Consider the following 12,812-nt stretch of genomic DNA (forward strand, 5'->3'; position numbering starts at 1 on the left):
TTACAGGGCGCTTTCCAATGTTTTCAAAATATCTGCTGCGTTTTGGCCATCCAGCAGCTCTTGACGGAAGCTTTCGTGTATCAGCTTGCGCGATACCGAAGCCAAAATCCGCAAATGCTCCTTGCCTGCATCCGATTCCGGAATGGCCAGCAAAATAATCGAAGTGACCGGCTTGCCATCAAGGGAGCCCCAGTCAATTGGCTGTGAAAGACGGGCAAAAGCTAAGCCCGGCTTGCTGACACCCGCGGATTTGCCATGCGGAATCGCAACCCCAAAGCCGATGCCTGTTGACGCATGCTGCTCACGCGCCTCAACCGAAGCTAGAAAAGCAGCCTCATCGTTCAAATAACCAGCCGATTGCAGCCGCTCAGCAAGCTCTTTAATAACGGCTTGACGGTCACCAGCGGATGAATCGAGAATGATTGTTTCAATATTTAATAAGGTTTGGGATGACATGTTCATTACCTCCATGGAGTGGGATTTAAGCTGCTGCCAGCTTATTTTTTTTGAGCAAGGATACCGTTACGGCTGTAACAACAGAACCGATGACAATAGCTGCGGCATAAGCGCCGAGATGCGTTACTGCATTTGGAATAGCGAGTACGAATGCCCCGCCATGCGGCGCTTGCAGCGTCGCCCCAAACACCATCGACAGCGCGCCCGCTACTGCGGAACCAAGCACCGTACCTGGGATGACACGAAGCGGATCAGCGGCTGCGAAAGGAATAGCTCCTTCGGTAATAAAGGCCAGCCCCATGACTCCTGCTACTTTTCCCGCATCGCGCTCTTCTTTGGAAAATTTGTTTTTGCGAATGACGGTCGCAAGCCACAAGCCAAGCGGCGGAGTCATTCCTGCTGCCATCACGGCAGCCATTGGGCCGTACACATGGCTTGCAAGCAAGCCGACAGCAAATGTATACGCTGCCTTATTAAGCGGACCGCCCATATCGAACGCCATCATAGCCCCAAGCAGCAAGCCGAGCAAAATCGCATTCGTTGAATTCAGGCCTGTCAGCCATGTCGTCAAAATATCCATCAATGTCTTCACTGGCGTTCCTACGACATAAATCATAATCAGCCCGACTATGAGCGTCGACAGCACGGGGATAATAAGAATCGGCTTAATGCCTTCCAGCGATTTCGGCAGCTTGATCGCATGACGCAGCCATTTTGCCACATAGCCGGCAAGAAAGCCTGAAATAATACCGCCGAGGAAGCCGGCTCCCAGCTGGCTGGCCAGCATTCCGCCTACAAGTCCGGGCGCAAGGCCGATCCGGTCTGCGATAGAGAAGGAAATAAAGCCGGATAAAATCGGAATCATTAAAGCGAATGCCGCCCCGCTCCCAATGTTCATCAGCGCTGCTGGGAGCGTACCTTCCTCTTGGAACGCTTTTATACCGAAAATAAACGAAATCGCAATAATGATTCCCCCGGCGACAACGAGCGGCAGCATATTCGACACACCAGTCATCAAGTGCTTGTAGGCACCCGTTCGCACAGAGCTGCCCTCTTTCTTCGTCTGCTCCTGTGCAGGTGCGGCCGCCCCAGCTTGAGCCGCTTCTTTCGCCAGCGCCTGCTCAATCAAGCCTGCCGGATTGCGGATGCCTTCGGCAACGCCAACTTTAATAATCGGCTTGCCTGCAAATCGAGATTCCAATACATCGGTATCCGCTGCCAAAATAATCGCGTGCGCTTCGGCGATTTCCTCCGGCGTAAGCTCATCCTCTACGCCAAGCGCGCCGCGCTTTTCAACCTTCAGCGGAACACCTTTCTCCTCTGCCATTTTAAGCAATGATTCCGCGGCCATATACGTATGGGCAATGCCAGTCGGACAAGAAGTTACAGCCAGCAATTTCTTCATGTCAATTCCTCCCTTATGATGTCGCCAGTCTCTTCAATATAATCACAATGCCTGAATATTTATATCGCCCGCCCGGCTGCGAATTTCCTCAAACTCGCATACTTGGGTACCTGCTTTGGAAGCTGTTATCGTTCCAGCGGCCGTACTCCACCTTGCCACATTTTCGAGGCTGCTATTTTGCAATAGCGCCTGTGCAAGTACGGCTACCATTGAATCTCCTGCGCCAACGGTGCTCAGCGCCTCAATGGGAAACGGCTTTGCCAAGTAGGCTTCGTTGCCGCTCATGACGATAGCCCCATCTGCGCCCATCGATATCATAACGAGCGTTATCCCCTGAGCAAGCAGCTGTCTTCCCGCCTGAACGATTTCCTCTTCCGAGTCCAGCTTGCGCTGAGCAAGCTGCTCCAGCTCATAAAGATTCGGCTTGACCGCGTAAGGAGTCGCTTTGATTCCAGAAACCATCGCCTCGCCATCCGCATCCAGAATCGTACGTACGCCTAGCTTGCGCGCTTTCAAAATAAAATCATGATACAGCTGCGGCGGCGCCCCCTTCGGCAGACTGCCTCCAAGGACGAGTACCGACGCTTTCGGCAGCAGCTCATCGAGCAGCTGATCCAGCTCGGCAAGCTGGCTTTCGCTGACCGCAAAGCCCGGCTCATTCACCTCGGTCGTCGTTCGCTGCTTCTGATCTACAAGCTTCATATTCGTCCGCGTCTCGCCCGGTACTTCAACAAATGCCGTATGAATGCCTGAACGATCCAGCTCATCTTTAATTCGTTTGCCTATGCCGCCAGCGATAAATCCTGCGGCGGTAACGCTGGCTCCAAAGGTGTGCACGATTCGCGCCACATTAATGCCTTTCCCGCCGGGATCAAGGCGGATGTCCTCCGCCCGGTTGAGCCCGCCCAGCTTCAGCTCCTGAAGCATAATCGTCTTGTCCATGGAAGGATTCAAAGTAAGTGTAATGACTTGCTGCTTGGACATGCTGTTACGCCTCCTTTCCTGCCGAGGTTCGATACACCTCGACGCCTCGCTCTTCCAGCTTCCGGGCAAATTCCTCCGGCATATCCGAATCGGTAATGCACACGTCAATATCGCTCCAATCAGCGAAGCGCGCGAAGCTGATCTGATTCACCTTGCTGCTGTCGCTGAGTAAAATAATGCGGTCAGCGCGCTTGATCATTTTGCGCTTGATGTCTCCCTCGACCACGTTCGGCGTGCTAAGTCCTTCCTCCAAATCCATGCCGTTCGTCGCCATAAACGCCTTGTCAACCTTAATGAAATCCAGGCTGCGCTCGGTAATCGGCCCGACCAGTGACAATACGCCAGGCCGGTAAGCCCCTCCTAGTACAATGACATCAATGCCTGGCGGCAGCTCCAAATCCTGCGGAAGCATGAGCGAATTGGTCACAACCGTCAGCTTCGTAAACGCTGTCAATTGCTGCATCAAATAAAAAGTAGTTGTGCCGGAGTCCAGCAAAATCGTATCCCCATTGCTAATCCATTGAACCGCTTTAGCTGCAATCGCTTTCTTTTGCTCCGTTGATGTAATCTCCCGCTCGGAAAAGCTCGGTTCAAAGTTAACGCTGCGAATGGATATCGCTCCGCCATGCGTGCGCTTAAGCAGCCCGGCTTCCTCCATCTCCCGCAAATCCCGGCGAATCGTCGACTCTGATACTTGAAACTTTTCACATAGTGCCTGCAGGTCAACTCGCTTCTGCTCTTCTACTAAAGCTAAAATTAAATTTTTGCGTTCTTCACCAAAAATGTTCCTCACCGCCTATTTGATCGTTTATGAAATCATTCAGCCATTCAAATGAATGATTATGAACGTTTTATTTATAAACCGATTATATTCAGTCAAAGACGTGATGTCAATTGGTTTATTTAACTATTATTTTCATAAACGGTCATACTCAGTCATTCCCTGAACTTATTCAAGGCAAATGGTCTGCGCATGCCCATGACCATTCACACATTGCTATTTAGAAGGTTAAGCCTATAAAATAGGATAAGACAAGCGTAAACGGCTTTGCCGTTCTCTGGCGGCACAGCGCGTTTCAGTCCAAGAAATATAGAGAATGGATGGATAATCATATCCTTTCCTCTATTTCAAAAAAATCAATTATTGCGAGGTGTTTTCTTATGCAGCCAACACTAGAAACAGAACGATTGATTTTGAGAGCGTTTAACTTAGACGACGCAAGCAGAGTCCAGAAACTGGCCGGCAATATTGAAGTAGCAAGTACAACACTGTCTATTCCTTACCCCTATCCTGATGGGGCAGCCGAGGATTGGATTAGCAACAATACAATTAGAGCAAGCAATGGAGAGGGCTTCCCTTTCGCAGTGACCCGCAAAAAAGACAATGCCTTAATCGGCTGCATGAGCTTAAATCTGAGCAAGCCCGATCAGCGAGGCGAACTGTCTTACTGGTCAGGTAAGCCTTATTGGGGGCATGGCTACGCCACAGAAGCGGCAAAGCGTGTCATCCAATTCGGCTTTGAGCAGCTGGCTTTGAATAAAATTATGGCAGCAGCTATGGCCAAAAACCCTTCTTCCTCCAATGTCATGAAAAAAGTTGGCATGAAATATGAAGGCGAATTCAAGCAGCATATTTTCAAATGGGGCGAATTTGAGGACCTGGTCTTTTACGGATTGACAAGGGCGGATTATGAGGAGCTTAATCGTTGATTTTGAATAAAAGCAAGTTTGCATGAAAAGCATGTCTGCAACAATAAAAAATCGTGCATGAATAGAAGGAAGAGGAGGGCAGCTGCCCTCCTCTTCTTCTGCTTATGAGCTTATGATTTATGACGGCTTTTTAAAATTTCAATCTCTTCTTCGACCTTCGCAATCATGTTCCGATGGGCGTCAAGCCGATAAACGATTACAGATGATACCACCTCGGTAATGCGCGCTGTCTGCTCAAAGGTCGCTTCAAGCTTTAATTCCATACGCTCCAGCTGCTCATTCACTTTTCTAAAGCCTTCGCGCTGACTATCAGCAAGCGCTTGATGACTTTCAGCAAGCGTCTGGTGACTTTCAGCAAGTGCCTGATGACTTTCAGCAAGCGATTGTTGACCACTAACAAGCACCTGATGACTTTCAGTAAGTGCTTGCTGCCCTTCTTCCAACGTTCCTACCCGTTCGTTGATGATCTTAACGACAGAAAGCAATTCCTTCAAAGTAGATTCAATAATGTTGTTTTCCATCAAGTCAACCAACCTTTCGCTTTAATTACGGTTAGTATGATGGAAGATTTGGAAGACGTCAAATTGCCACTGCCTCTGCAAATTTGACAAAATATCTTTAATATGCTTGCGTGATTTATAAGCTATGAAGACCCGACTATAAAAAAATAGGAGGGCAGCTGCCCTCCTATTTTCCCCACTCTCGTTGTACAGCCATTCAAGCACAAAATGCTCTTTACTTTATCGCTTATACCCGGCTGATAAGGAACTCAAAAGCCAGCTCCTGATCCGCTGGGATCAAATATTCATCATGGACAGGAGCGCCCCAGCTGTCGTCGCCGCCGACACCCATTTGTCTGCCTGCTACCGTCACGACTGTATAATGAACGTTTGGAAGCTCATGGTGATGCTGCGCGCTCTCCAGCTCAAATGCAGTATAAGGCGCAATGTTGCATTCTACAGGCTGAGTTGCCGGCGCTGAAATGCGAATGCCTCTTCCGAGATCATTCGTAATGCTTACACGGCGGACACCTGTACGATTGCCCGACTCTTGCGGCACAACATAACCGGATACATTATCTGCGGCAACGTTTTGGAATTCGCCAAGACGCGCCCCAAACGCACGGTCAATGTAGTTTTCATCCGGACCCATTGCATACCAGTCCAGATGCTGATAATCAGCAGGCACCTTGAACGAAAGAGCGAAAATCGGCAGCTTCGGCAAGTTCGCTGCTCCCTCATAACGCGATTTCACCTGTACGCTTCCGTCACCCAGCACCGTATAGGCTACTGTCACCAATACATCGGCACTAATGCTAAGGCGATATTGGAACGTTACCGTTGCCGTTCCCTCCTGCTCGGTCAACACAACACTAATGCATTTGCGTGTCAAGCTGGCAGCAAACCACATGCCGGAATCAAAGCCAAGTGAAAAACCTTTGTCATTATCCGTCGTTGCCCGCCAGAACAATGGAGCTGGCGGCAGTGCAATCATCTCTTTGCCCGAATAGTTGACCGAGGTCAGCGTACCCGCCTGCTTGGAGAACATAATGCTGAAATCGCGCCCATGTACGCCGATGTTGACATCGCCTTCTACGACGCGCAGTTCTCCTGCCGGAAGCGAAGCTGCTACCTTTTGCTCCACTAAAAATACGAATTGTCCAAACGACAGCTCATGTCCTGCATCTGCCCAAAGCGTGCTTGCTTTCAGCTGCAAGGACGCATGAATAACATATTCGCCCGCTTGCTCTGCCGCTGGAAGCACTACCGGAACATAAGCTTCGCTTTGTGCAGCTACTTGAACTTCGCTTACGCTGCGGAAAATTTCTGCACCTTCCAGATGCAGCTTAATGACCAGCTCATAAGCATCTGTTCCTTCAAACAGATTTTCATTGACGATTTTCACGCCTTCGCGGTCAGGAAACAGCTTAATGTTCTGATAAAGGAACTTCACTTCCTGCATTTTCGGCGATACTTTACGATCAGCATAGACGATACCATTCGTACAGAAATTATAATCGGTCGCACGGTCGTCGAAGTCCCCGCCATAAGCGAGGAATTCCTTGCCGAAGCGGTCTTTTTTCACAATGACCTGATCGATGTAATCCCAAATAAAGCCGCCTTGGTACAACGCATATTTTTGCTCAAGCTCTGTATATTTGTGCATGCCGCCAACCGAGTTGCCCATTGCATGCATGTACTCGCAGCTGATGTACGGCTTTTGCGGATTATCGTTCAAATAAAGCTCGATATCTGCCGGCTTCGCATACATGCGGCTTTCCATGTCGCTCGTAGCATCATAGTCGCGATTATGGAATACACCTTCATAATGAACGAGGCGGCTAGGGTCAGCGCTGCGGAAATAGTTCGATACGTTCAGCAGCACCTCGCCTGCATAAGCTTCATTGCCGACCGACCAGATTAAGATGGACGGATGGTTTTTGTCCCGCTCGACCATAGAAATCGCCCGATCCATTACGATATCCTGCCATTCCAGCTTATTGGCAGGAACGTTCCACGACGGCTCCACTGCGCCCATTTTTTGCCATGAGCCATGCGTTTCCAAATTCATTTCATCAATGACATACAATCCATACACGTCACACAGCTCATACCATAACGATTGGTTCGGGTAATGGGAGGTGCGAACCGCATTCAAATTGTTTTGCTTCATCGTCTTAATATCCCACAGCATATCGCCTGCCGTAATGGCACGCCCTCTGCGAGGATTAAATTCATGGCGGTTAACGCCTTTGAAAACAATTCGTTTGCCGTTAATATGCATGACTTTGTCGATCATTTCGAATTTGCGGAAGCCTACGCGCTGCGGAACTACTTCAAGAAGTTCGCCTGCCGCATTATAAACTTCTACATACAATTTATATAAATACGGATTTTCCGCATTCCACAGCGACACGGCTCCAGCATCAAGCGACGCCGTCCATACCCCAGCTTCCGTTGCCTCTGCAGCTCCAGCCACAACCGCCTGTCCAGCTGCGTCCTTTAGGACAAGCTTGATGCTTGCGCTGTCAACCGCACCGCTCAGCTTCAAGTCCACCAACAGCTTGCCTTGCTTATAAGCCGCATCCAGCTCTGTTTTTACGAACAGATCTCGAACATGAATCGCTGGAACGGTATACAAATACACATCGCGGAAAATGCCAGAAAAACGCCAAAAATCTTGATCCTCGAGCCAGCTTCCCGTGCTGCGCTGATAAACCTCAACGGCTAGCCTGTTTTCACCCTCCTGCAAATAAGGAGTCAAATCAAACTCGGCCGGTGTAAAGCTGTCCTCGCTATAGCCAACGAACTTTCCGTTCAGCCATACGTAGAAGGCAGATTCTACGCCTTGGAAGGAAATATATACGGGCTTGTTAAGCATGTTTTGAGGCACGTTAAAATGCTTCACATAGCTTCCTACCGGATTGTCATTTTCCGATATAGCCGGCGGGCGCAGCTCATGATGTCCATCCCAAGGATACATCGTATTGACATATTGCGGCTTGCCATAGCCTTGAAGCTGAATGTGGCCTGGCACCTCAATCGACTCCCAAGTGTCGCTATTAAAATTTTGCTCATAAAAAGTAAACGGACGATCAGCAGGTCTTACGGCATAGTTGAACTTCCAGCTGCCATTCAGGCTGTGGCGCAGCTTCATGCTGCCAGCTGCCTCCGCCTCTGCTGCAGTTTCATAATAACGGTGATCGGAATGAGCTGGCACTCGGTTAACAGCAAATACACTTACATCAGTTAGCCAGTCGAGGCTCGGCTTTGTAGTAGTCATAAAATAATTCCTCCATAACGTAGATGATAAGTCAGGCGGCTGCATGCATGGCATGCAGCCGCCTATCCCTTGCTTATTTTGCAATCGAAATCATTATTTGACCGAACCGGTCATACCCGCTACAAAATGTCTTTGCATCAGGAAGAACACAAGCGCTGTCGGAATCGTCGAAATCACGATTGCCATCATGATCATGCCGTAATCCGGCGTGTAGCTGGAGCCCAAATTGGAGATCAGCATTGGAATCGTACGCTTGTCTGGCGATTGCAGCACGATAAGCGGCCACAAGTAGTTGTTCCAGCTCGACATAAACGTAATAATTCCCGCTGCCGCATACGTCGTCTTCATCGTCGGCACATAAATGCGGAAGAACAGGGCCAGCTCGTTCAAGCCATCAATACGGCCTGCTTCAAGCAGCTCTTTCGGGAACATTTTAGTGTTTTGACGGAAAAAGAAGATGAGAAACGCTGTCGTCATCGTCGGCAGCACGACGCCCGATAGGGTATCAAGCCCTAAAAACGGAACGCTGCTCGAAATTCCTGCGAACATTTGATACAGCGGAACCATAATCGCCGCGAACGGAATCATCATCGACAGCAGCAAAATCGTGAAGACGATGTCCTTCGCCTTGCTTTTATAAATTTCAAAGCCGTAACCTGCAAGCGAAGCAATCAGCATCGCCAGCAGCGTCGTCGAGATCGAAATTTTAGCCGAGTTCATGAGCGCCGGCACAATGTCGACCGAGCTGAACAAGTTATTAATATTTTCAATAAGCTTGCTGCCTGGAAGCAGTCGCCCTTGAGTTACATCTGAGGAGCTGTTCGTCGCGCTGACGATCATCCACAGAAACGGGAAAATGGAAATGAACGCTGCGACGCTGAGAAAAATATAAACCGATACCCGTTTTAGCTTATCCATTTTTATCACCTGCCGCTTTAAACTGAACAAATGCCAAAATAATAATCATAATTACGATAGAATAAGACACCGTTGCTGCATATCCGAAATCTGCGGAATATTTGAAGGACAGATTGTAAATGTACTGGGAGATGGACATAGACGCGTTGCCCGGACCGCCCTTCGTAATGTTCACAACCTCGTCGAACAGCTGCAGTGTACCGATAGTCGATGTAATGGATGTAAATAAAATAATAGGCTTCAGCAAAGGCATCGTTATGCCGAAAAACTGTCTCGTCGAAGAAGCTCCGTCGATTTTGGCAGCCTCATAAATCGAATGGTCAATATTTTGCAGAGCTGATAAGTAGAAAATCATGTTATAGCCTGTCCAGCGCCATGTAATGGCAATAATAACCGTAATTTTAGCCCAAAATGGATCTGTTATCCATTGAATAGGCGTGCCAATCAGATGCAGCTTGAGCAGCAGTTGGTTCACAAGGCCGTCGCCTGCAAATAAGTATTTGAAAATAACCGAGTAGGCAACAAGTGAAGTAACCGCCGGCAGAAATATTGCTGTACGGAAAAAGCCCTTCAGCTTCAGCTTGCTGTCATTGAGCAGTACGGAAATAAACATGGCTAGCACAATCATAACCGGTACTTGAATGATCAGATAAATAAATGTATTCTTTAGCGCCACACGGAACGTCTGATCACTGAATAGACGAATGTAGTTGTCAAAGCCAACGTAGTGGAGGTTCATCCCTTTGCCGGATTTGAACGAGAGAAGAAGCGCTTGAATCATTGGATAAAAATAAAAGGATGCGATTAGCACGACGGCAACGATGACGAACAGCCATCCCGTCAAGTTAGCTCGATTACGAATTTTTATGCCAGGCTGCGCTGATTTCACGAAAGCCTAACCCCTTTCTTCACGGAAATAAAATCTCGGGGCAATCGCCGCCCCCGCCAATCCAAGCACGAGCTTTTCTGGCGAGGGCTTGTGATCACCCAAGATTTTATTCATCTGCCGTATGGTCGAATTTATTTAACTTGTGTTTCTGCTTGAGCTTGAGCATCAGCCAATACTTGGTCGATTGCTTTGCCGCCCATGAAGTTTTGCATTTCTACAACAAGAATGTCCTCGATTGCATACGTATGCATACCGTAGTTAACTCTTGGAATTTCAGCTGTCCATTTTGCAAAATCAGCTACAACTTTTTGTCCGCCGAAGAAATCATCAGCTGCTTTGTAAGCTTCGCCGTCAGCTGCTGCTTTCAGTGTGCCGATTGCGCCGATATCTGTAGCAAGCTTCTGGTACAGATCCACATCGGAACCGAATGTTTCTTTCAAAAATTCAGCTGCCGCTTCCTTGCCATCAACGTTCATTACATACCACGAGCTGCCGCCAAGGTTCGAAGCGCGAACGGAATCAGCGTTGTTCGCCAGTTTAGGGAACGGTACAACCGCCCATTTGCCGGACTGCGATGCTTCTGCTTTAACCGAAGCGGTAATCCAGTTGCCCGTTGGAACGCTTGCTACTTCGCCGCTGTTAAACGCGCCTACAAACTGGCTCCAGTCGGAAGTTACTTTTACAATGTCCGCTTCCATCAGTTTTTTGTACGTTTCAAATGCTTCTTTCAAAGCCGGGTTGTTTGCCAGGTCTGGCGTTACGCCGTCTTCTTTCAAATACCACGAGCCAGCGGATTGAATCATCATCCGAATAAGGCCAAGATCGTTAGGATCTTGTGTCAGCAGCTGTTTGCCTGTTTTGGCTTTTACTGCTTTGCCGATTTCGATAAATTTATCCCAATCCAGCTCTTGCAGATCAGCTACTTTGTAGCCTGCTTGCTCCAAGTAGTCTGTTCTTACATAAAGACCCGTTACACCGGAGTCGAATGGTACGCCGTATTGCTTGCCATCAAGGCTTGTCGGCCCGATTTTGTAATCGGCGAAGTCTGCCGGTTTGATGTAATCCGATAGGTCAAAGAATGCGTCCGGGTAAGCTTGCAAGAAGCTTTGTGCACGGTAATCTTCAATCAAAATAATTGTTGGAAGACCTTTTGTCGTGCCCGAGTTAAGACCTGCATTCAGCTTTTGGATAATGTCAGCTTGTGCATTTTCAACAATGTTAAGCTTTACGCCAGCATCAGGGTGCTTAGCGGCATAAGCCTCACCCGCACGCTCCATAGCGCCGATGTTAAACGTTTTGTCCCAAGCCCAAACGGTAAGTTCTTTTGTAGCTTCTCCGCTGCCTGTGTTTGTAGAATCATTTGTTTTAGCTGAACATGCTGTGAGCAGCACGAAGCTGGCCAATAGGATGGCAAGCATTTTTTTCACTGAACCCAACCCCTTTTTTATTGTCTGCGTAACTGAAAGCGTTTGCCGGCTAACATTATTCATTATAACAATCTGTTTATTCCATTCGATAGCAATATCTTTATAGGGATTTGTCATTCTTTTATTTGATGTACAACAGTGATTTTTTACCAATAGTAATTAATTTGCTTATTGGTAATATATTTAGACGCTTGATGGTAAGGAATTGATGCATATGGTAAATGTTGGGTTGACCATGTACACAAGCGCTTCTCCTGCCAAATCCTATTTACACCGCTTCGCCTCACTCCCTCCGGTTGCTCTTCACTACTACATCGTTCTTTTTCTTTGGACAATCATGCCTTGTATATGAATTTTGCTCCATCGACAGTCTGATTATTCACGCCGCAAGCATTCGCCAGCGCTATTGAAAAAAAACAGTGGCTGATGCAGGTTTAACCTGACAGCCACTGTTTTACAATCATGAGCAAGCGCACCTTTCTTCTTTTGCAGGACGAATTCGGCATTCTAATATAAACTTTTGTTTATTTTCTGAACCAAATAGTCAAACCTAGGCGACATCAGCTCATCGTCTACGACCTCCAGCTTTTCAGGCTTGAACAATTGGAGTTTTTTTAAGATGTAATAATCAGAGAGTACCTGATGGACCGACAGCTGATTCTCCACTAAATATTTAATATCAATCATGCTTTGCAATAGCTCATCCTGCAAAATCAACAGCTTGCCGCTGATTTTATTAAATATACCTTTATGTATCCCCTCTGCATAAAAGTCCAGCAATTGCTGCTCCCGTTTCTGCATCGCATTTTTTAGCCGCTCGTAACCGTCTGGATAGCTGTCCGCCAGTTCCTTTAAGAACACATCTGTGATGTTTACTGCAAGCAGGACAGACTGCTCAAAAAGCAGTTGGAAGCGGATCCCATAGCTTCGTTCACTTTCCATCTCATCCCCGACAAGCTCATTAATATAGGTTACAAAACCCTCTACAAGTCCCCCAATAATCTCTTCTTTAGCGGAAAAATATTTATAAAGAGTGGCTCGGCTCACATCCATAATTTTTGCAATATCATCCATCCGCAAAGCTTGAAAACCGTTTTTAAGAACATACGGCATCAATTTTACGATTAGTCTCAATCGGGTCTCGTTTAGTTTATCATTGACTTTATTCTCATCGTGCATTTCAAATGCCTCCTCATATTTGTTTAGTATACCTGATCCCACCTCTAGAATAAACACGGTT

The 12,812-nt window shown here is 47.7% G+C and carries 11 protein-coding genes; 1 reads left to right on the forward strand and 10 read right to left on the reverse strand.

Going from position 1 to position 12,812, the window contains the following annotated elements:
- From BBD42_RS29560 to BBD42_RS29575, 4 genes are read right to left on the reverse strand one after another with little or no spacing between them, the layout of a single operon-like run.
- Nucleotides 1-456 carry a PTS sugar transporter subunit IIA gene (locus BBD42_RS29560; RefSeq protein ID WP_099521063.1) on the reverse strand — a complete coding sequence of 152 codons (456 nt, stop codon included), beginning with the start codon at nucleotides 454-456 and terminating at the stop codon, nucleotides 1-3.
- Between the two features lie 25 nt (nucleotides 457-481).
- Nucleotides 482-1,861 carry a PTS fructose transporter subunit IIC gene (locus tag BBD42_RS29565; protein WP_099521064.1) on the reverse strand — a complete coding sequence of 460 codons (1,380 nt, stop codon included), beginning with the start codon at nucleotides 1,859-1,861 and terminating at the stop codon, nucleotides 482-484.
- A 42-nt stretch (nucleotides 1,862-1,903) separates the two neighbouring features.
- Entirely contained in the window at nucleotides 1,904-2,845 is a 942-nt protein-coding gene (gene pfkB / locus BBD42_RS29570) for a 1-phosphofructokinase (protein WP_099521065.1), read from the reverse strand.
- A 4-nt stretch (nucleotides 2,846-2,849) separates the two neighbouring features.
- Nucleotides 2,850-3,638 (reverse strand): DeoR/GlpR family DNA-binding transcription regulator, encoded by a 789-nt coding sequence (locus tag BBD42_RS29575; RefSeq protein WP_237163278.1) that lies wholly within the window; start codon nucleotides 3,636-3,638, stop codon nucleotides 2,850-2,852.
- Nucleotides 3,639-4,006: 368 nt separating this feature from the next.
- Between BBD42_RS29575 and BBD42_RS29580 the strand changes: the two genes are divergently transcribed.
- Entirely contained in the window at nucleotides 4,007-4,555 is a 549-nt protein-coding gene (locus BBD42_RS29580; protein ID WP_099521066.1) for a GNAT family N-acetyltransferase, read from the forward strand.
- Between the two features lie 110 nt (nucleotides 4,556-4,665).
- Here BBD42_RS29580 and BBD42_RS29585 read toward each other — a convergent pair whose 3' ends face one another.
- From BBD42_RS29585 to BBD42_RS29610, 6 genes are all read right to left on the reverse strand, one after another.
- Nucleotides 4,666-5,076, reverse strand: a complete 411-nt coding sequence (locus BBD42_RS29585; protein ID WP_099521067.1) for a hypothetical protein — start codon at nucleotides 5,074-5,076, stop codon at nucleotides 4,666-4,668.
- Between the two features lie 226 nt (nucleotides 5,077-5,302).
- Complete coding sequence (gene lacZ / locus BBD42_RS29590) at nucleotides 5,303-8,338, reverse strand: beta-galactosidase, LacZ type (protein WP_099521068.1); 3,036 nt, start codon at nucleotides 8,336-8,338, stop codon at nucleotides 5,303-5,305.
- A 93-nt stretch (nucleotides 8,339-8,431) separates the two neighbouring features.
- A complete protein-coding gene (locus BBD42_RS29595) occupies nucleotides 8,432-9,256 on the reverse strand; it encodes a carbohydrate ABC transporter permease (RefSeq protein ID WP_046233755.1) in 825 nt (274 codons plus the stop codon).
- On the reverse strand, nucleotides 9,249-10,145 hold the full coding sequence (locus tag BBD42_RS29600) for a carbohydrate ABC transporter permease (protein ID WP_046233756.1): 897 nt from the start codon (nucleotides 10,143-10,145) through the stop codon (nucleotides 9,249-9,251). The genes BBD42_RS29595 and BBD42_RS29600 overlap by 8 nt, the downstream gene beginning before the upstream one ends.
- A 131-nt stretch (nucleotides 10,146-10,276) precedes the next feature.
- Nucleotides 10,277-11,572, reverse strand: coding sequence for an ABC transporter substrate-binding protein (locus tag BBD42_RS29605; RefSeq protein ID WP_099521069.1), 1,296 nt, complete (start codon nucleotides 11,570-11,572; stop codon nucleotides 10,277-10,279).
- Nucleotides 11,573-12,079: 507 nt separating this feature from the next.
- Entirely contained in the window at nucleotides 12,080-12,751 is a 672-nt protein-coding gene (locus tag BBD42_RS29610) for a TetR/AcrR family transcriptional regulator (RefSeq protein ID WP_099521070.1), read from the reverse strand.
- Nucleotides 12,752-12,812 lie beyond the last annotated feature (61 nt).

Origin of the sequence: Paenibacillus sp. BIHB 4019, from assembly GCF_002741035.1 — a bacterium.
GTDB lineage: Bacteria > Bacillota > Bacilli > Paenibacillales > Paenibacillaceae > Pristimantibacillus.

What these genes read in the sequence shown, in the direction of transcription:
- BBD42_RS29560 (WP_099521063.1), bottom strand. Translation starts at nt 456, where the DNA reads ATGTCATCCCAAACCTTATTAAATATTGAAACAATCATTCTCGATTCA.
- BBD42_RS29565 (WP_099521064.1), bottom strand. Translation starts at nt 1,861, where the DNA reads ATGAAGAAATTGCTGGCTGTAACTTCTTGTCCGACTGGCATTGCCCAT.
- pfkB (WP_099521065.1), bottom strand. Translation starts at nt 2,845, where the DNA reads ATGTCCAAGCAGCAAGTCATTACACTTACTTTGAATCCTTCCATGGAC.
- BBD42_RS29580 (WP_099521066.1), top strand. Translation starts at nt 4,007, where the DNA reads ATGCAGCCAACACTAGAAACAGAACGATTGATTTTGAGAGCGTTTAAC.
- BBD42_RS29585 (WP_099521067.1), bottom strand. Translation starts at nt 5,076, where the DNA reads ATGGAAAACAACATTATTGAATCTACTTTGAAGGAATTGCTTTCTGTC.
- lacZ (WP_099521068.1), bottom strand. Translation starts at nt 8,338, where the DNA reads ATGACTACTACAAAGCCGAGCCTCGACTGGCTAACTGATGTAAGTGTA.
- BBD42_RS29595 (WP_046233755.1), bottom strand. Translation starts at nt 9,256, where the DNA reads ATGGATAAGCTAAAACGGGTATCGGTTTATATTTTTCTCAGCGTCGCA.
- BBD42_RS29610 (WP_099521070.1), bottom strand. Translation starts at nt 12,751, where the DNA reads ATGCACGATGAGAATAAAGTCAATGATAAACTAAACGAGACCCGATTG.